Genomic DNA, 19,229 nt, shown 5'->3' with positions numbered 1-19,229 from the left:
CGATAATGGATACATTAACGCTGGTGCTGACCGCCGTCGGTTCGGTGCTGCTGCTGCTGTTCCTGGTGATGAAAGCGCGGATGCATGCGTTTATCGCCCTGATGCTGGTGTCGATGGGCGCCGGCCTGTTCTCTGGCATGTCGCTGGAGAAGATCACCGACACCATGCAAAAAGGTATGGGCGGCACGCTGGGCTTCCTGGCGATTGTGGTGGCGCTGGGCGCGATGTTCGGCAAAATTCTGCATGAAACGGGCGCGCTGGATCAGATTGCCGTCAAAATGCTGAAAGGCTTTGGCGAACAGCGCGCGCACTATGCGCTGGGGATCGCCGGCCTGATTTGCGCCTTGCCGCTGTTCTTTGATGTGGCGATCGTGCTGCTGATTGGCGTGGCCTTCGCCGTAGCGCGCCGTACCGGCGGCAATCTGGTGAAGCAGGTGATCCCGCTGTTTGCCGGCGTTGCCGCCGCGGCGGCCTTCCTGCTGCCGGGGCCGACGCCGATGCTGCTGGCGTCGCAGATGAACGCGGATTTCGGCTGGATGATCCTGATCGGTCTGGCGGCCGCCATCCCGGGCATGTTGCTGGCCGGCCCGCTGTTCGGTTCATTTATCAGCAAACACGTCACGCTGGAACTGCCGAAGGATATCGAAGAGCCAAGCATCGACAGGAGCAAGCTGCCTTCGTTCGGCTTTAGCCTGGCGCTGGTGCTGTTCCCGCTGGTGCTGGTGGGGCTGAAAACCATCGGCGCGCGCTTTACCGAGGAAGGCAGCTCGCTGTATCAGTGGCTGCAGTTTATCGGCCACCCGTTCACCGCGATTCTGATTGCCTGCCTGGTGGCGATTTACGGCTTGGCGATCCGCCGCGGGATGAGTAAAGACAAGGTGATGGAAGTCTGTTCGGCAGCTATTCAGCCGGCGGGGATTATCCTGCTGGTGACCGGCGCGGGCGGCGTGTTCAAGCAGGTGCTGGTGGATTCCGGCGTTGGCCCAGCACTGGGTAATGCGCTGATTGGCGCAGGCCTGCCGATTGCCGTTGCCTGCTTTGTGCTGTCGGCGGCGGTTCGCGTGATTCAGGGTTCGGCAACCGTGGCCTGTCTGACCACCGTCGGCCTGGTGATGCCGGTGATTGGCGAGCTGGGCTACTCCGGGGCACAGATGGCGGCGTTGTCAGTCTGTATCGCCGGTGGCTCCATCGTCCTGAGCCACGTCAACGACTCCGGTTTCTGGCTGTTCGGCAAGTTTACCGGCGCCACCGAAGCGCAGACGCTGAAAACCTGGTCGGTGATGGAAACCATCCTCGGCACCACCGGTGCGGTGGTGGGGATGATCGCCTTTACGCTGCTGTAATCATTTCTGAGCTGATTAAGGCGCCTGCGGGCGCCTTTTTTATGGCGTCCGGCAGCAGCAACCGCCGCGCGATCCGCCTTTATAAGCAGGATTGCTAACAATTGCGCTAGCATCGAATAAATTCACTTTTCGCCCGCGCTGACATTTTGTAAGGTGTGAGGATATTGCTCATCAATGACTCAATAAGTCGTATCCTCCAAGGCAGGACAGTTTTATGAAAAACGTTGGTTTAGTCGGTTGGCGCGGTATGGTCGGCTCGGTGCTCATGCAGCGCATGACGGAAGAGCGCGATTTCGACGCCATTCGCCCGGTATTCTTCTCCACCTCACAGCACGGCGCGCCTGCGCCGGTTATCGGCGGTCAGCAGCAGGGGACGCTGCAGGACGCCTACGATATCGATGCGCTGAGCGCGTTGGATATCATTATTACCTGTCAGGGCGGCGATTATACCAATGAGGTTTACCCGAAGCTGCGCGCCAGCGGCTGGCAGGGTTACTGGATTGATGCCGCGTCCTCCCTGCGGATGGACGACGAGGCGATTATTATTCTGGATCCGGTCAACCGCGCGGTGATTCAGCAGGGTCTGGATAAAGGCGTTAAAACCTTTGTCGGCGGCAACTGCACCGTCAGCCTGATGCTGATGTCGCTGGGCGGCCTGTTCGCCAACGATCTGGTGGAGTGGGCGTCCGTGGCGACCTACCAGGCAGCCTCCGGCGGCGGCGCGCGCCATATGCGCGAACTGCTGACGCAGATGGGCATGCTGCACGCCGACGTGGCGAAAGAGCTGCAGGACCCGGCGTCCGCCATTTTGGATATTGAACGCAAGGTGACCGAGGCGACCCGTTCCGGCAAACTGCCGACCGATAACTTCGGCGTGCCGCTGGCCGGCAGTTTGATCCCGTGGATTGACAAGCAGCTCGACAACGGTCAGAGCCGTGAAGAGTGGAAGGGCCAGGCGGAAACCAACAAGATTCTGGCCAGCTCCAGCCTGATTCCGGTCGACGGCCTGTGCGTGCGCGTCGGCGCGCTGCGCTGCCACAGCCAGGCGTTTACCCTGAAGCTGAAGAAAGACGTGTCGCTGCCGGAAATCGAGCAGATGCTGGCGACGCACAACGACTGGGTGCGGGTGATCCCGAACGACCGCGAGCTGACCATGCGCGAACTGACGCCGGCGGCGGTAACCGGCACGCTGAATACGCCGGTCGGGCGCCTGCGCAAGCTGAACATGGGGCCGGAATACCTGTCTGCGTTCACCGTTGGCGATCAGCTGCTGTGGGGCGCTGCAGAACCGCTGCGCCGTATGCTGCGCATTCTGCTGTAATGTGCCGGCGCCATATTTGATGGCGTAATCATACTGAGCCCGCTTATTGGCGGGCTTTTTTATTTTACCCGTCATGCTTCAAGCTGCGTTCAGTCACCCGAATCCCTGACCTGAGTCGGTGCATCAAATTCCTTTTCTTACCGTCTTTTTGTAACTCGAATTATTTAAGCGTTATATTAATTGTTCGTGTTATTTAAATAAATAACTCGTTATTTTCCGGCAGGAATAATGGCGCTTGGTTGTTTACATTCTGTTCGTTCAGTGATTATTATTCTGATAAAAGGATCATAATGGATGGTTACACAAGGAGTGTATCACGATGACGGCATTACAATTCCCCTGCACGATATTTAAAACCAAAAATATAATGGATGATTATGGTTCAGATGATATGCGCTACGCAGATCTATCCGCATCCCAATTAAAAACGCATTTTCATTTGGTTGATGTATCCACCCGGGTTAATCCCTATACCCTGACGCAGATCACGCCGTTTAATCAGCCGCATTCGCGCTTTTACGGCATGCGCGGGCAGGGGACTACGCTCACCCGGCAGGAGTGCGCCAGAATTCTCTTTGACGAATTCCGTCAGTTATCCCGCCTGTTTGCACTCTATGGCCCTTATAAGCATCTGATTGAGGAAATGATCGGCCATATGCAGCACGGCAATGGCACGCCGTTTAGCAGTCCACATCTGAATGCCGCGTTAAAGGCGCAGATTATGGGGGATAAAGATGAGAAAAATAGTACACGTTTACGATTATGGAATGTTTTTGACCAAAGAATTGATTGGGGAAATAAATTTTTCCCGTCAGAGTACGAGAAGGAACTTACTAAGGCAATATTTGGTGGTAAATTACCAAAATTTGATCGGTTTCAGGATAATTTTAACGGTATGGGGATTACCGTACATGATACTTGGGCCACGCATATCACTGTAAAATCACTGCAGGTTGATAGCGAAAGTTACCGTGCGCTGGTGCACTATCGGGTGCAGGACCACTTTGGGCTGGATGATGACGATATCAGAAAGATTAAGTTTAACCAGTTTCGTTTCTTCCGTATCTGGTTTGTACTCCAGCGCTACAACCAGTTTGGTTTTCGGCCATTTATGACTAATATGGAAGCAACGGTGGAAATTACGGGGAAGCGGAATGGGTAAGTGCAAAAAGGTAATTTATACGTTGGCATTAGCAGGCATGGCTCTACTAGGCTATTTTTTTTGGCGCTCGCTGCAACCAGTAGAAATTATTGCTATTCACCAGAGGGAGAACTATAGCGATGTGCTGGTGAAAAATTTTCCTTTCACAGATCAAGGGAAAATAAATTGGTGGTTAGATAATAAAGAGATCCTAAAGGAAAAATATGATATCCCTAAACCAGATTCGGATGGATTCTTTACTATTATATTTTGGGACTTTGGTGATGGTTATAAAGAGGCTGGGAAGTATGACCGAATGTGTTTTGAAGATATGAAAGAGAAAGAAAATTGCATTGAGAAGAATGTATTTTTTATTGCTGAAAACGATAGGGATAATGATATGTTATTTGTCGGAGATGGTGGGCGGTATCTTATGAAAAAAAATGGTGAGCTCATTAAGCTTAGGCGTGATTGAGAATTAATGAAAGAATATTATAGGGAAGGTAAGGGCATAATTATGCCAGCGAATCGATTAATTCTACTAATCGTGTTACTGTTCGTGGTGTTGTCAATCTTAGCTTTTGGGTGGAGCCTGCGTCCGGTAGAAATTGTTGCCGTTCATCAGAGAGGTAATTACAGTGATGTTTTAGTGAATAATTTTCCTTTTACAGATAAAGGAAAAATAAATTGGTGGCTGAAAAACAAAGAAAAAATTAAAAATAATTATGATATTCCACAACCTGCATCCTATGGTTTTTTTACGATTATCTTTTGGGACTTTGGTAGTGGTTATAAAGAACCTGATAAATATGACAGAGTGTGCTTTGACGACGTCAGAGAGAAAGAAAACTGTATAGATAAAAACAAATTATTCACAGTAAGAAATGATAGGAATGGCGATATTATATTTTCCTTTAGCGATGCCCGCTATCGCCTAAATAAAAACGGTGAAATAACCAAACTCAAACGCAAGTCGGATTAATTCACCGTTGATGTCGGCCGCGTATCGCGGCCAACAGTGTCCGGAGCCTTAGCGGCTTAGGAAGCCAGCGACAGCGCTTTGGCTTTTGCGCGTTCCGCCAGCCACTCGCTGACGCGCGCCTGCTGCGCCTCGTCCAGCCACATGCCGAGCTTGGTGCGGCGCCAGATAGCGTCTTTCAGCTCCACCACCCACTCTTTCTCCACCAGGTAGCGCAGCTCCGCTTCGTACAGGCCGTGACCGAAGTCTTCGCCCAGATCCGCCAGGCTGTTGGCGCCGGACAGGATCAGCTCGCTGTGGCTGCCGTAGGTGCGGGCATAGCGACGCGCCAGTGCTTCCGGCAGCCAGCCGTGTTCACGGCGCAGTTTGGCTGCGTAGCTGTCGCGGTCGCCGCCGATATCGCCGCCCGGCAGGGTGCCGTTTTTGGTCCAGGCAGGGCCGGCTTCCGGATAGTAACGCGCCAGTTTTTCCATCGCGTGTTCCGCCAGCTTACGGTAGGTGGTCAGCTTACCGCCAAAGACCGACAGCAGCGGCGCCTGGCCGTTGTCGTCGTGCACGTCCAGCGTGTAGTCACGGGTGATGGCCTGCGGTGAGTCGGACTCATCGTCGCACAGCGGACGCACGCCGGAGTAGGTCCAGACGATATCGTCGCGGCCATACTGCTTCTTAAAGTGGTCGTTGTACACTTTCAGCAGGTAATTGATTTCGTTATCGTCAATTTTCACGTCTTTCGGATCGCCGTGATATTCCACGTCGGTGGTGCCGATAATCGAGAACTCATCCATCCACGGGATTACGAAGACGATACGGTTGTCTTCGTTCTGCAGAATGTACGACTGCGGCTGGTTATGCGCCTTCGGCACCACGATATGGCTGCCTTTGATCAGGCGGATGCCGTACGGGGATTTCAGCTTGAGGCCGTCGTCGAAGAAGTTTTTCACCCACGGGCCGGTGGCGTTGACCAGACCTTTGGCGCGCCAGGTGAAGGTTTTGCCGCTGTCGATATCGGTCGCTTCCACCATCCACATGCCGTTTTCACGCCATGCGCGGGTCACTTTGGTGCGGGTGCGCACTTCGCCGCCGCGTTCCACCACTTCCTGCGCGTTCAGTACTACCAGACGCGCATCGTCGACCCAGCAGTCGGAATATTCGAAACCGCGCTTCAGTTCCGGCTTCAGAACGGATTCTGGGCCAAAACGCAAACTCTTGCTGCCCGGCAGGCTGGTGCGCTTGCCCAGGTGATCGTACAGGAACAGGCCGGTACGGATCATCCAGGCCGGACGCAGGTGCGGCTGGTGCGGCAGGCGGAAGCGCATCGGGAAGGCGATATGCGGCGCCAGTTTCAGCAGCACTTCACGTTCCGCCAGCGCCTCGCTGACCAGACGGAATTCGTAGTGTTCCAGGTAGCGCAGGCCGCCGTGGATCAGTTTGGAACTGGCGGAAGACGTAGCACAGGCCAAGTCTTGCGCTTCCAGTAGCAGTACGGACAGCCCGCGCCCGGCAGCATCCGCCGCGATGCCGGCACCGTTGATGCCGCCACCGATAACGATCAAGTCTTTGGTTTCCACGTCATCTTCCTCCAGATGTTCGAAATAGCTCTTTTATGTTCGTTTTCGCTCATCATTGTAATCAAAAACCAACAAACAAGCCAAGAGTTAACCAAACAAAAACATTCACGCGTGATAAAGGTAACAGTTTGGCGGCAATAGGCATACAAACTGAGCGGCTTTAACCCGCAGGGCAAAGCGCCGGCAGGCGGAGGAGAGAGGGAAAGCGGAGGCGTTGCGCAGGCCCCCTTCCGGGCGGAAGGGGGAGGTTAAAAGCGGGGCAGAAGAATCAGCACAGCTCCAGCTGTACGTCGTACTGCTCGATAATTTTCATGACCCCGGGCGGCGGCAGCTGGTCGGTGAACAGGTAGTCGATCAGATTCATATTGCCCAGGTTGACCATCGCGTTGCGGCCGAATTTGGAGTGGTCGGTAACCAGCATCACGCAGCGTGAGTTTTCAATAATGGCGCGCTTGGTGCGTACCTCATGGTAGTCGAATTCGAGCAGCGAGCCGTCCATATCAATGCCGCTGATGCCGAGAATGCCGTAATCGAGGCGGAACTGTGAGATAAAGTCCAGCGTCGCTTCGCCCATAATGCCGCCGTCGCGGGTACGCACCTCGCCGCCGGCCAGAATCAGACGAAAATCCTCTTTGGCGGTGAGCAGGGTGGCGACGTTCAGGTTGTTGGTGACGACGCGCAGGTTTTTATGGTTCATCAGCGCGTGCGCCACGGCTTCCGGCGTGGTGCCGATATCGATAAACAGGGTGGCGCCGTCCGGGATCTGGCTGGCGACGCGCTGGGCGATGCGGTCTTTTTCCTCTGACCACATCACCTTACGGTCATGGTAGGCGGTGTTCACCGAGCTGGATGGCAGCGCGGCGCCGCCGTGGTGGCGCTGAATTTTATTTTGATCGGCCAGGTCGTTCAGATCGCGGCGAATCGTTTGCGGGCTGACGTCAAAATGTTCCACCAGTTCTTCAGTGCTGACGTAACCTTGCAGACGGACCAGCTCGATAATTGCGTCATGACGCTGTGTTTGTTTCACGGTAATCCCCTAATACGCCGATATACCCGTCGGGTGCAGTTTGCCGAATTTCTACCCGTAATCTTTTGATCTGTAAAGGTATAGTCTTATTGAGCGTTATTGTTCGTTATGCGCGCGATGACGCGTGTCCCAAAATGCCATCAGCAACCCTAACACTAAACCGGCCACGTGTGCCGCGTTGGCGATCGACATTCCTAAAATATCGAAGTAGCCGGCGACCAGCCACAGCACGGAAAATACCATCAGGCCGCGCGGCAGCATCAGCCCGCGCTCCGGCGCCCGTTCGCCGCTGAGCCAGCTGTAGCCCATCAGCGCATACACCACGCCGGACAGGCCGCCAAACAGCGCGCCGCTGAACAGCGATTGCGCCCAGCCGCTGAAGAAGGCCGACACCACCGCCAGCACAAACAGTTTACCGGCGCCGAGGCGTTTTTCCATCGGCCCGCCGAGATACCACCACCAGAGCAGGTTAAAGGCGATATGCAGCAGTGAGAAGTGCAGAAACGCGTGGCTGATCCAGCGCCACAGCTGGGTATATTGTTCGCCGTTCTGCGGCCAGGAAAGCCAGTACATCACGCTGTCGTCGCCGATGACCTGCATCAGGACATACACCAGAATGCACAGCGCCATCACGCTCAGCGTCAGCGGGCCGGCCTTGCTGCGGATAATCTGTAGGTAGGAGTCGTGCGGGTAGTGCAGTTCGGCGGCGGTGCCGCCGGTCTGCCAGCTGGCGGCCTGATAGCGGCGGTTGAGCGGGTCGCGCATAAACTGCTGCAGTTCGTGTTGCACCTGTTCCAGCCGCTGTTCATCCGCCAGCCAGATCTCCGCGGCGTCCTGGCCGTGGCGCAGTTCCAGCGTAATGCCCTGCGTTGCCATATAGTCGACAAACGCCAGAGCCAGGCGTGGGTTGGATACGGCGATCACTCTAATCATAAGTAGGGAGTTTCCGTCTTGCGTGGATGCGTTGTGGCCGCTGCAGCTGCCGGCGATGGCTGATTATAACGTTGAAAACCGACGTCGCAGCACCGACCTGTGGAAAATCGTGCGGACAGCGGGGGAAGAACAGGGCGCGACGCGCCCTGGGGATTAGTCGGCGCTGCTTTCCACGTCCTGCGGGTATTGACGCAGCCAGGCCTCAAAGCCGCCGTCGATGCTGTACACCGCGTCAAAGCCCTGATTCAGCAGGTACTGTGCGGCGCCGCGGCTGCTGTTGCCGTGGTAGCACATCACCATCACCGGACGATCGAAATCGTTTTGCTGCATAAAGGTTTGCAGGGTGGCGTTGGTGAGGTGAAATGCGCCCGGCGTATGCCCGGCGGCGAAACTTTGCGGATCGCGGATATCGACCAACGCCGCGCTGCCGTCTTGCCAGCGGCCGTGCGCCTGCTCAACGTTGATCGCTTCAAACTGTTCCATGACTTCCAATTGCCTCGTAATTAGGGGACGCCGCTATTGTAACCAATTCCGCGCGCATAAAGACCAGACCAATACTGTGTCTTTATGCGCCGTAGCCCATCATCTGCAACAGCCGCTGCGCCTGCTGCACCGCCTCCTGCCGGTGGGCGACCCCCAGCTTCTGATACAGGTTGCGGATGTGCGTTTTGATGGTGGTGGCCGCTACCGCCAGCTCGCCGGCGATCTGGTCGTTGCTGTAACCGGAGTAAATCAGTCCGAGCACCTGCCATTCGCGCTGGGTGAGCGGGCTGGTGCGGATAAGTTCGGGCACCTGCGGGTGCGTCAGCAGCTTATCGACGAAGTTCTCGTCAAAATGCGCGAACTTATGCCGGTGATGCTGGTTGATATCGCGCAGGATGCGCTGGGCGCGGTGCTGTTCCAGCTCCGGCAGCGTGTTGAGCTGTATCAGCTGGCGCAGCTGCTGCGCCATGGCTTCACCCTCAATCACAAAGTGGCTGATAAAGCCGGTGCGGTTGGCCAGCGTCAGCGCTTCAATCAGCACGCGCTGGGCGTCGCTTTTACGCTCGGTCTGCCAGTACAGCTGGTTGCTCAGCAGCAGGTTGCGGTTGAGATCGCTGGTCAGGCGCAGTCGGCGGGCGTTGTCGTTCAGCTCGTCCAGCACCACTTCGGCTTCCTGATAGCGGCCGAGCAGGATCTGCACCCGGGCGATATTGCGCCATTGCCCCTGGGTGAAGTGATTGTCCGCCATGGCGGGCTTTTCGGTATGGCTCAGCCAGCGCGCGGCGGCGGTGACGTCACCGGTCATCTGCCAGTGGATAACCCGCGGTTTGTCGGCGTTGGTCAGCCAGTCGCGGTGGTACTGCGCGCCGTGCTGCAGGGTTTCGCAGCGCTGCAGGTAGGCGTGGGCGTTATCCAGATCGCCGCGCGCCAGCGAGCACTTCGCCAGCATGGCAAGACACTGCAGCTGCTGCTGGGGCTGGTAGTTGGCCAGCACCGTCAGGCCCAGCCTGGCGGTGTCTTCCGCTTCGTCCAGCCGCGACCACGACCACAAGATCTGCGCCCGGATGCGCAGCAGGAACTCATGCATCGGCAGCTGCTCCAGATGCTGTTCGCGGATCAGTTCGAACGCTTTGTCCTGAGTTTCGTACGCCGCCTGCAGGAATCCCTGGGCGATCAGAATTTCGCTCTGCTGCAGCAGCGCCCACAGCGCGTAATGATAGGTCTGATGGCGACGGGCCATCTGTTCGGTCTGCTGCATCATCGGCAGGGCGCGCGTCAGCTCGCCTTTACAGTGGTGGATTTCGCCGGTGACCGAGGTGGCGACGATACGGCTGTAGTAACTGGATAGCGGCAGGTGCTTCAGCGCCTGCATCGCCAGCCGCTCCGCCTCTTCCGGCTTGCCGGCGTTGATCGCCACCTGCGCCCGCAGCGCATCAAACTCGGCGCGCAGCGTCGCGTCAACGGCGATCTGCTGGTCGCGCATCGCCTGTTCGGCCCGCTCCAGCTGGGTGTTGACCTCGATATAGCGGTGCTGGCTCTGCGCCAGCCAGGCCTGTAGCAGCGCCAGCTTGGGGTTCTGGATCAGGCGATCGTAAGGCAGGGCGTTCAGGCACTCTTCCAGCAGCGCCAGCTCGCTGTGGTGGAACAGCGACCAGGCGTGCTGCAGCAGAATGTCGCGCAGCATGCTGACGTCGTTGGCCGCCAGCGCGTGGTGAATGGCTTCGGCCGGGTAGCCGAGCGCCAGCCAGCCTTCGGCGGCAGCGCGGTGCAGCCCCGGCAGCTCCAGCGCCAGCTCCCACTGGCAGCGCTGGCGCAGAAAAGAGGCAAACAGCGGGTGGAAGTTAAACCACTCGCCGGTATCGTCCATGCGGTGGATAAACATGCCCTGCCGCTCCAGCTCCTCCAGCCGCTGCTGGCCGTTATCTTCGCCGGTCAGGCGCACGATCAGCGCGTCGTTCATGGAGCGCAGCACCGAGCAGCGCAGCAGGAAGGCGCGCGCGCCGGCGTCGACGTGATCCAGCACCTCATCCACTAGATAGTCGGCCAGATGGCTGGCGTTCAGCCCGGCCAGCCGCTTCGCCGACTGTTGCGCCGAGGCGCTGGACTGGCGGGCCGACAGGGCGATCAGCTGCAGCGCGGTGGCCCAGCCGGCAACCTCGTCGCACAGGCGGCTGCTGTCCTGCTGCGCCAGCGGCGCCGGCAGACGACAGTCAAAGAACTGCTTGGCTTCCAGATGATTGAACGCCAGCTGTTGGCTGCCCAGCTCCAGCAGCTGGTCGCGCACGCGCAGGTTGGCGATCCCCAGCGGCGGCAGCGTGCGGGACAGCAGGATCAGCGTCAGGTTTTCGGGCTGATGGCGCAGGAAAAAGCGCATGGCTTCATGGATGACGTCGTTGGTGATCAGGTGGTAATCGTCAATCACCAGGTACAGCGGCTGGTGCCAGTCCGCCAGTTCGATAAACAGCTGGCCAAACAGTGCGGACAGGCTGGCGTACTGATGCTTTTGGCTGAGGGCCTCGCTCTTGACGCACTGCCCGCCGGTCGCCTGTTGCAGCGCGGCGATCAGGTAGCTGGCGAAGCGCTCCGGCTGGTTATCGCTCTCATCCAGCGAATACCAGCCCAGCTCGGCTTTATCCGCCGCCCACTGGGCGATCAGGGTGGTTTTCCCGTAGCCGGCCGGGCTGTTGACCAGCGTCAGGCGATAGTTTGCCGCGCCGGCCAGTTTCGTCAGCAGGCGATCGCGTACCACGGTATTTTGCAGCCGTACCGGGCGGCTCAGTTTTGATGGGATCAGCATAGTCGTCCAGATATAAAGCGCGGTTCCTGCCGCCGAAACCTGCCCGCAGGGGCCGTTGAAACGCGTTGTGCCCGCCGGGATTGGAGAGACGATTAATTATTTTATAGCGCGTAATTAATCACCCCGTTTAACTTCTGCCAACGTTAAGCGTAATGCAACAAGCTTCCGTTTTGACTTGGCGGTAAGTTGCAGTCGATCACACTTTTTTACATCTCGGCGTCAGCGTTTTTCATCCTCTTTGACGTCAGGCAGAGTGCCGCAGATCACATTTTCAGCTACGCCCCAATCCTCCTCCCCAGCTAATCCCCGGGCGGGAGGATGTTCCGATTTTCTCCGCCCGGCAGGATAGCCGACATTGACTTACTTATCGGATAGAGAAGAGCCTCCTATGTCACAGCCTACGCTTAAAAAGGACGTTTTTCTGGCGGCACTGACCCGCCAGTGGCAGCACTTCGGACTGAGTTCCGCCCAGCAGATGACGCCGCACCAGTGGTGGCAGGCGGTCAGCGGCGCGCTGGCGGAACAGCTGGCGGCGCAGCCCGCCCCCGTGCGGCAGGACAGCGCACAGCGTCATGTGAACTACATTTCGATGGAATTTCTGATTGGCCGGCTGACGGCCAATAACCTGATCAACCTGGGCTGGTATGACGAAGTAGCGGCGGCGCTGGCGGAGCAGGGCGTCCAGCTGGCGGACGTGCTGGAGCAGGAAACCGATCCGGCGCTGGGCAACGGCGGGCTGGGGCGGCTGGCCGCCTGCTTCCTCGATTCGATGGCGACGGTGGGCCAGCCGGCGACCGGGTACGGGCTGAACTATCAGTACGGGCTGTTCCGCCAGTCGTTCCGCGACGGGCAGCAGCAGGAAGCGCCGGACGACTGGCAGCGCGAGAGCTATCCGTGGTTCCGTCACAATGCCGCGCTGGCGGTGGAGGTCGGCATCGGCGGTGAGCTGGAAACCCTGGCGGACGGCCGCGAACTGTGGCGACCGGCGCAGGTGCTGCGCGGCGAAGCTTGGGATCTGCCGGTGGTGGGCTACCGCAACGGCGTCAGCCAGCCGCTGCGCCTGTGGCAGGCCACGCATGCGCAGCCGTTCGATCTGGACGCCTTTAACGACGGCGACTTCCTGCTGGCGGAGCAGCAGGGGGTAGATGCCGCCAGCCTGACCAAGGTGCTGTACCCGAATGATAACCATCAGGCGGGCAAACGCCTGCGCCTGATGCAGCAGTACTTCCAGTGCGCCTGCTCGGTGGCGGATATTCTGCGGAAACACCATCTGGCCGGCCGCCGTATTGAGGAGCTGGCGGACTATGAGGTGATTCAGCTCAATGATACTCACCCGACCATCGCCATCCCGGAAATGCTGCGCATTCTGCTGGACGAACACCAGCTGGAGTGGGATGACGCCTGGCGCATCACCAGCAATACCTTCGCCTATACCAACCATACGCTGATGCCGGAGGCGCTGGAGTGCTGGGATGAAGAGCTGGTGCGCAGCCTGCTGCCGCGCCACTTCTCGATCATCACGCGGATCAACGCCAACTTCCGCCAGTTGGTGGAGCTGCACTGGCCGCAGAACGAGGCGGTGTGGGCCAAGCTGGCGGTGCACTACGACCGGCAGGTGCGTATGGCCAACCTGTGCGTGGTCAGCGGCTTTGCGGTCAACGGCGTGGCGCAGCTGCACTCGGATTTGGTGGTTAAGGATCTGTTCCCGGAATATCACCGCCTGTGGCCGCAAAAATTCCATAACGTCACCAACGGCATTACGCCGCGCCGCTGGCTGAAGCAGTGTAATCCGGCGCTGTCGGCGCTGATTGACAGCCGGCTGCAGGTGGAGTGGGCAAATGACCTCGACGCGCTGCAGGGGCTGGAGCAATACGCCGACGATGCGTCGTTCCGCCAGCAGTACCGGCAGATCAAACGCGATAACAAAGTCGCGCTGGCCAACTATGTGCACGGCGTGATGGGGCTGAAACTGGACCCGGACGCGATTTTCGACGTGCAGATCAAACGGCTGCACGAATATAAACGTCAGCATCTGAACCTGCTGCATATTCTGTCGCTGTATCGTCAGCTGCGCGATAACCCGAATCTGGATATCGCGCCGCGCGTGTTCCTGTTCGGCGCCAAGGCCGCGCCGGGCTACTACCTGGCGAAAAACATCATCTATGCGATCAATCAGGCGGCGGAGAAGATCAACAACGATCCGCGGGTGAAAGATCGTCTGAAGGTGGTATTTATCCCGGACTATCGCGTCTCCGTGGCGGAGCGGATGATCCCGGCGGCGGATCTTTCCGAGCAGATCTCCACCGCGGGCAAAGAGGCCTCCGGCACCGGCAATATGAAGCTGGCGCTGAACGGCGCGCTGACCATTGGCACGCTGGACGGCGCCAACGTGGAGATTGCCGAACAGGTCGGCGCGGACAACATCTTTATCTTCGGCAACACGGTCGAACAGGTGAAGGGGCTGCAGGCCGGCGGTTACGATCCGCTGCGTTACCGGCAGCAGGATGCGCAGCTGGATGCGGTGCTCGCCGAGCTGGAAAGCGGCGCGCTGAGCCACGGCGATCCGCAGGCGTTTGACATGATGCTGCACAGCCTGCAGGCCGGCGGCGACCCTTATCTGGTGCTGGCGGACTTCGCCGACTATTGCCAGGCGCAGCAGCGCGCCGACCGGCTGTATCGCGATGCGGAAGCGTGGACGCGCAGCGCCATTCTCAATACGGCGCGCGTCGGCATGTTCAGCTCGGATCGTTCGATCCGCGATTATCAGCAGCGTATTTGGCAAACCCGGCGTTAAAGGAGAGCGAATGGATCGTAACAGCATCGACCAGGCGGCGGCTCAGGCGGGCATTATGGCCGACTATGTCAATGCCCATGGCCAGCAGCAGGCCATCACGCCGGAGATCAAGCGCGCCTTGCTGGCGGCGATGAACAGCAAGGCGGCGTCGGCCGACGCCGCGCCGCTGCCGCCGGTAAAAGTGTTTTTCCAGCGTCAGCCGATTGTCCTGCCGCTGGCGGGCAGCGGCGAGTATGGCTGGGAATTGATCCGCGAAGACGGCGGCCGGCTGCAGGGGCGCGCCGGCGCCGGCAAGACGTTCACCTTACCCGCCGGCGAACTGCCGCTCGGCTATCACCAGCTGCGCCTGACGCAGCAGCAGCAGAGTTGGCAGTGCCGGCTGATTATTGCCCCCCGACGCTGTTATGAGCCGGACGCGCTGCTGACCGGCAAAAAGCTGTGGGGCGCCTGCGTGCAGCTGTATACGCTGCGCTCCGACAGCAACTGGGGCATCGGCGATTTCGGCGACCTGCGGCGGATGGTGGCGGAGGTGGGCGAACGCGGCGGCGCGTTCGTCGGGCTTAACCCGATTCATGCGCTCTATCCGGCGGACCCGGACAGCGCCAGCCCGTACAGCCCGTCGTCGCGACGCTGGCTGAACGTGCTGTATATCGACGTCAACGCCGTGGAGGATTTCCAGCGTAGCGCCGCGGCGCAGCGCTGGTGGCGTCAGGCGACGACCCGCAAGCGGCTGGCGGCGGCGCGCGACAGCGAATGGGTCGACTATGCGGCGGTGACCGGGCTAAAGCTGCAGGGGCTGCGGCTGGCCTTCAGCCAGTTCCAGACGCGGGCGGCCGATGATCCGCAGCGTCAGGCGCTGCGCCTGTTTGTCGCCGAGAGCGGCGACAGCCTTTATCAGCAGGCGGTGTTTGACGCGCTGCACGCCCACCTGTGCGAACAGGATCCGGCGCTGTGGGGCTGGCCGGTCTGGCCGTCGGCGTACCGCCAGAGCGACGGCGAGGCGACGGCGGCGTTCTGCCGCGATCATCAGGAGGAGGTGGAATTCTATCTGTGGCTGCAGTGGCTGGCCGCGGTGCAGTTTGCCGACTGTTTTGCCTGCTGCCGTCAGCAGCAGATGCCGATCGGCCTGTATCGCGATCTGGCGGTCGGCGTGGCGCAGGGCGGGGCGGAAACCTGGTGCGACCGCGAGCTGTATTGTCTGCAGGCGTCGGTTGGCGCGCCGCCGGATATCCTCGGCCCGCTGGGGCAGAACTGGGGGCTGCCGCCGATGGATCCGCACGTGATGGCGGCGCGCGGCTATCAGCCGTTTATCGACCTGCTGCGCGCCAATATGGCCGACTGCGGCGCGCTGCGCATCGACCACGTGATGGCGTTGCTGCGTCTGTGGTGGATACCCGCCGGCGCGACTGCCGACCGCGGCGCCTATGTCAAATACCCGGTGGACGATCTGCTGGCGGTGCTGGCGCTGGAGAGCCAGCGTCAGCGCTGCATGGTGATCGGCGAAGATTTGGGGACGGTGCCGCTGGAGATCGTCAGCAAGCTGCGCGACAGCGGCGTGTACTCTTACAAGGTGCTGTATTTCGAACGGGATGATGAGAACCGTTTCCGCGCGCCGCAGGCCTACCCGGTGCAGGCGATGGCGACCATCACCACCCATGATTTGCCGACGCTGCGCGGCTACTGGCAGGGGGATGATTTACGGCTGGGCGCCTCGCTCGGCCTGTATCCGGACGCCGAGGTGCTGGCGGAGCTGTACGCCGATCGCGAGCGGGCCAAGCAGGGGCTGCTGGACGGGTTGCACCACTACGGCTGCGTGCCGCAGAAGGTGGGCGGCAAGGCGGCGCGTCTGGCGATGAGCCCGCTGCTGAACCGGGGATTGCAGCGCTATGTGGCGGACAGTGCCAGCGCGTTGCTCGGCCTGCAGCCGGAAGACTGGCTGGATATGGCGACGCCGGTGAATGTGCCGGGCACCAGCACGGAATACCCGAACTGGCGACGTAAGCTGCCGCAGACGCTGGAGGAGATGTTTGCCGATCGGCGGGTGACGCTGTTGCTAAAAGATCTGGACCGTCGGCGGCGCAACGGTTCGGTGGGGTAGGCGCTTATCACCATGCCGCGGCGGCGGCATGGTGTCGGCAGGCTTAGTAGTAAGAGTGCTCGCCGCGCTGGTGTTCGGTCAGATCGCGCACGCCCTTCAGTTCCGGGAACTTCTGCAGCAGCTCTTTTTCGATCCCTTCCTTCAGCGTTACGTCGACCATGGAGCAGCCGTTGCAACCGCCGCCGAACTGCAGGATGGCGAAGCCTTCGTCGGTGATCTCCATCAGCGTCACGCGGCCGCCGTGGCCGGCCAGCTGCGGGTTGATTTGCGATTGCAGGACGTACTCGACGCGCTCCAGCAGCGGCGCATCGTCGTCCACTTTACGCATTTTGGCGTTCGGCGCCTTCAGCGTTAGCTGCGAGCCCAGCTGGTCGGTGACGAAGTCGATTTCAGCGTCTTCCAGAAACGGCGCGCTGATCTCATCAACGTAGGCCGACAGTTTGTCGAACTTCAGTTCGGTGTCCGTCGCTTCTACCGCGTCAGGCGGGCAATAAGAAACGCCGCATTCGGCCGTCGGCGTACCCGGGTTGATCACGAATACGCGGATCTGGGTGCCTTCTTCTTGATTTGCCAGCAGTTTGGTAAAATGTTCCTGTGCTGCATCTGTTATACGAATCATAGCATTAGCTCAATAGTTGACTTCTATAGTAGGTTATAATACGCCCATTATTCCGGCACTACAATGTGCGGCAAATACACCATATCTGCAATGAAGCGACGCCCTGCGCCTGCAGCAGCGCGGCGATTTCCGCCGCCGTGCTGCCGGTGGTCACCACATCGTCCAACAGGGCGACGTGTCGCCCGGCCAGATCCTCATCACAGCGAAAGGCGCCGCGCAGGTTGCGCCTGCGCTGCCGTGCCGTCAGGCGCTGCTGTGCGGCGGTAGCGCGTATGCGCCGCAGCGCCCGCGGACGATACTCGCAGCCCAGCCAGCGGGCCAGCGGCGCCGCCAGCAGTTCGCTTTGATTATAGCCGCGTCGCCAGCGACGCATTTTCTGTAAGGGTACCGTTAAAATCAGCTCGGGTCTGTTCAGATATTGCTCTCGGCGCAGCTGTAGCCAGCGCAGCAGAAGCAGCCTGGCCAGCAGCAGCGCCAGCTCCGGACGTCGCTGAAACTTGAGGCGTTTGACCAGCTGGCTCAGCGGGCTGACATAGTCGGTGACGAACACCAGCCGTCGCCAGGGCGGCATTTTTTGCAGGCAGCGACCGCAGGGATAACGGCTGTCGCCGGCGGGCAGGCCGCAGCACGGGCAGCAGATCGGCGGCGCGGGCAGCCGGCGCAGGCAGTAGCTGCAGATGCCGTGCTGGGCCAGGCATAAAGGCTGCCGGCATAGCCAACAGCGGCTGCGGATTGTTAGCATAGCGTCCTCCGTGACGAGTCAAACAAGGACAATAACTGATGACAGCGTTGTACTGGCAAACAATGGGTGAAGGCGATCGCGATCTTGTGCTGCTGCACGGCTGGGGGCTGAACGCCGAGGTGTGGGGTTGCGCGCTGACGCGACTGGCGCCGCATTTCCGGCTGCATCTGGTGGATCTGCCCGGCTATGGCCGCAGCCAGGGCTTTGGCGCGCTGACGCTGGCGCAGATGGCGGAGATCCTGCTGGCGCAGGCGCCGCAGCAGGCCTGGTGGCTTGGCTGGTCGCTCGGCGGACTGGTTGCCAGCCAGATCGCCCTGACGCAGCCGCAGCGGGTCGACGGCCTGATTACCGTCGCGTCGTCGCCGTGTTTCTCCGCCCGTGACGATTGGCCGGGGATTCGTCCCGAAATATTAAGCGGCTTCCAGCATCAGCTGAGCGAGGATTTTCAGCGTACCGTGGAGCGTTTTCTGGCGCTGCAGACGCTGGGCACCGAAAGCGCCCGTCAGGACGCCCGCACCCTGAAGTCGGTGGTGCTGAATCAGCCGATGCCGAGCGTGGAGGTGTTGAACGGCGGGCTGGATATTCTGCGCACCGCCGATTTGCGCCGCCGGCTGGCCGAGGTGCGCTGCCCGATGCTGCGCATCTACGGCTATCTGGACGGGCTGGTGCCGCGCAAGGTGGCGACGCTGGTGGATGAACTGGCGCCGGCCTCCCGCTCGGTGGTGGTCGCCAAGGCGGCGCATGCGCCGTTTATTTCGCATCCCGATGAGTTTGCCGAGCTGATCCTGCGCTTTGTCGGCGACGGCGCACTTTGATCCACCGCAATCGCCCGGTTAAAAAATTTGGCGATTACTGGCTAAAAAACCAAGCTGTCCGATACTGAATAAGTCAATGTGTTGGCTGCAAATGGAAGCGCTCTGTACCCGTTCTTTTACTGCGGCGCTCAGTCTCTGGGTGAGGGGGAACGTCAGGGAAATGGCGAACCCCGGGCGTCGCGGCAGCCTGTTGTCACAACGTATGTACTTTTGACGACCTGAATAACGTATAAATTATCCATTGAGAGGTAGAGTTATGAAATCATTGAAGATGATCGTTGCTGCTCTGGTTGTGGGTTCCGTGTCTTTCAGCACCATGGCGGCCACGCTGCTGACGCAAGAAGATCTGGATAAAAATCCGGGAAAATACGAGAAGATCGGTACGGTGAGCACCACGGCGGAAACCACCTCGCCGATGGACGCGAAAGAGAAGCTGTCCAAACTGGCTGATGAGAAGGGCGGACAGTATTACGTGGTGATCGCGGGCCGCGAGCACGGTAAATTCAGCGCCATCGCCGATGTGTATAAAGACAAACAGTAATCTCTGATTAACCAGGGGCGCAGGCTGC

Annotated in this window: 17 protein-coding genes; 10 read left to right on the top strand and 7 right to left on the bottom strand. The window is 59.5% G+C overall.

Features of this window, described 5'->3' with window-relative positions:
* Positions 1–5: 5 nt before the first annotated feature.
* The 5 genes from gntU to D781_RS20995 all read left to right on the top strand — a co-directional run bounded on the left by gntU (position 6) and on the right by D781_RS20995 (position 4,787).
* The gene (gntU, locus tag D781_RS21015; protein ID WP_015962234.1) at positions 6–1,343 is read left to right on the top strand and encodes a gluconate transporter; all 1,338 of its coding nucleotides are present in this window, start codon (positions 6–8) and stop codon (positions 1,341–1,343) included.
* A 214-nt stretch (positions 1,344–1,557) separates the two neighbouring features.
* Positions 1,558–2,664: an aspartate-semialdehyde dehydrogenase gene (asd, locus tag D781_RS21010; protein ID WP_015962233.1), complete on the top strand. Its 1,107-nt coding sequence runs from the start codon at positions 1,558–1,560 to the stop codon at positions 2,662–2,664.
* A gap of 319 nt (positions 2,665–2,983) precedes the next feature.
* Positions 2,984–3,826, top strand: coding sequence for a YPO3983 family protein (locus D781_RS21005; protein WP_015962232.1), 843 nt, complete (start codon positions 2,984–2,986; stop codon positions 3,824–3,826).
* A complete protein-coding gene (locus D781_RS21000; RefSeq protein ID WP_015962231.1) occupies positions 3,819–4,280 on the top strand; it encodes a DUF943 family protein in 462 nt (153 codons plus the stop codon). Before D781_RS21005 ends, D781_RS21000 begins: the two co-directional genes overlap by 8 nt.
* A 6-nt stretch (positions 4,281–4,286) precedes the next feature.
* On the top strand, positions 4,287–4,787 hold the full coding sequence (locus tag D781_RS20995; RefSeq protein WP_015962230.1) for a DUF943 family protein: 501 nt from the start codon (positions 4,287–4,289) through the stop codon (positions 4,785–4,787).
* A 56-nt stretch (positions 4,788–4,843) separates the two neighbouring features.
* On the opposite strand, the gene glpD is transcribed toward D781_RS20995, so the two are convergent.
* From glpD to glpG, 3 genes are all read right to left on the bottom strand, one after another.
* Positions 4,844–6,352 carry a glycerol-3-phosphate dehydrogenase gene (gene glpD / locus D781_RS20990; protein WP_015962229.1) on the bottom strand — a complete coding sequence of 503 codons (1,509 nt, stop codon included), beginning with the start codon at positions 6,350–6,352 and terminating at the stop codon, positions 4,844–4,846.
* 268 nt (positions 6,353–6,620) lie between these two features.
* On the bottom strand, positions 6,621–7,379 hold the full coding sequence (locus tag D781_RS20985; RefSeq protein ID WP_015962228.1) for a DeoR/GlpR family transcriptional regulator: 759 nt from the start codon (positions 7,377–7,379) through the stop codon (positions 6,621–6,623).
* A gap of 96 nt (positions 7,380–7,475) precedes the next feature.
* On the bottom strand, positions 7,476–8,312 hold the full coding sequence (gene glpG, locus D781_RS20980; RefSeq protein ID WP_015962227.1) for a rhomboid family intramembrane serine protease GlpG: 837 nt from the start codon (positions 8,310–8,312) through the stop codon (positions 7,476–7,478).
* 22 nt (positions 8,313–8,334) lie between these two features.
* On the opposite strand from glpG, the gene D781_RS24310 reads away from it, so the two are divergent.
* A complete protein-coding gene (locus D781_RS24310; RefSeq protein WP_255265502.1) occupies positions 8,335–8,469 on the top strand; it encodes a hypothetical protein in 135 nt (44 codons plus the stop codon).
* Here D781_RS24310 and glpE read toward each other — a convergent pair.
* Positions 8,466–8,795, bottom strand: coding sequence for a thiosulfate sulfurtransferase GlpE (gene glpE, locus D781_RS20975; protein ID WP_015962226.1), 330 nt, complete (start codon positions 8,793–8,795; stop codon positions 8,466–8,468). The two genes, D781_RS24310 and glpE, sit on opposite strands and share 4 nt — an antisense overlap.
* Before the next feature lie 82 nt (positions 8,796–8,877).
* Entirely contained in the window at positions 8,878–11,592 is a 2,715-nt protein-coding gene (gene malT, locus D781_RS20970) for an HTH-type transcriptional regulator MalT (RefSeq protein ID WP_015962225.1), read from the bottom strand.
* 388 nt (positions 11,593–11,980) lie between these two features.
* Between malT and malP the strand changes: the two genes are divergently transcribed.
* The gene (gene malP, locus D781_RS20965; RefSeq protein ID WP_015962224.1) at positions 11,981–14,386 is read left to right on the top strand and encodes a maltodextrin phosphorylase; all 2,406 of its coding nucleotides are present in this window, start codon (positions 11,981–11,983) and stop codon (positions 14,384–14,386) included.
* A 10-nt stretch (positions 14,387–14,396) separates the two neighbouring features.
* On the top strand, positions 14,397–16,484 hold the full coding sequence (gene malQ / locus D781_RS20960) for a 4-alpha-glucanotransferase (RefSeq protein WP_015962223.1): 2,088 nt from the start codon (positions 14,397–14,399) through the stop codon (positions 16,482–16,484).
* Between the two features lie 43 nt (positions 16,485–16,527).
* On the opposite strand, the gene nfuA is transcribed toward malQ, so the two are convergent.
* Together nfuA and gntX are read right to left on the bottom strand one after the other, a co-directional pair.
* Complete coding sequence (nfuA, locus tag D781_RS20955; protein WP_015962222.1) at positions 16,528–17,103, bottom strand: Fe-S biogenesis protein NfuA; 576 nt, start codon at positions 17,101–17,103, stop codon at positions 16,528–16,530.
* A gap of 58 nt (positions 17,104–17,161) precedes the next feature.
* Positions 17,162–17,845 (bottom strand): DNA utilization protein GntX, encoded by a 684-nt coding sequence (gntX, locus tag D781_RS20950; RefSeq protein WP_015962221.1) that lies wholly within the window; start codon positions 17,843–17,845, stop codon positions 17,162–17,164.
* 38 nt (positions 17,846–17,883) lie between these two features.
* Here gntX and bioH point away from each other — a divergent pair, with 38 nt between their 5' ends.
* Both bioH and D781_RS20940 read left to right on the top strand, forming a co-directional pair.
* Positions 17,884–18,660: a pimeloyl-ACP methyl ester esterase BioH gene (bioH, locus tag D781_RS20945; RefSeq protein WP_015962220.1), complete on the top strand. Its 777-nt coding sequence runs from the start codon at positions 17,884–17,886 to the stop codon at positions 18,658–18,660.
* Between the two features lie 256 nt (positions 18,661–18,916).
* On the top strand, positions 18,917–19,201 hold the full coding sequence (locus tag D781_RS20940) for a YdgH/BhsA/McbA-like domain containing protein (RefSeq protein ID WP_015962219.1): 285 nt from the start codon (positions 18,917–18,919) through the stop codon (positions 19,199–19,201).
* Positions 19,202–19,229: the final 28 nt, after the last annotated feature.

Source organism: Serratia sp. FGI94 (genome assembly GCF_000330865.1).
In the GTDB taxonomy this organism is placed as follows: Bacteria; Pseudomonadota; Gammaproteobacteria; order Enterobacterales; family Enterobacteriaceae; genus Serratia_B; species Serratia_B rubidaea.
Note: the sequence above shows the minus strand (reverse complement) of the source record. Positions and strands in the feature narration are given on the sequence as shown.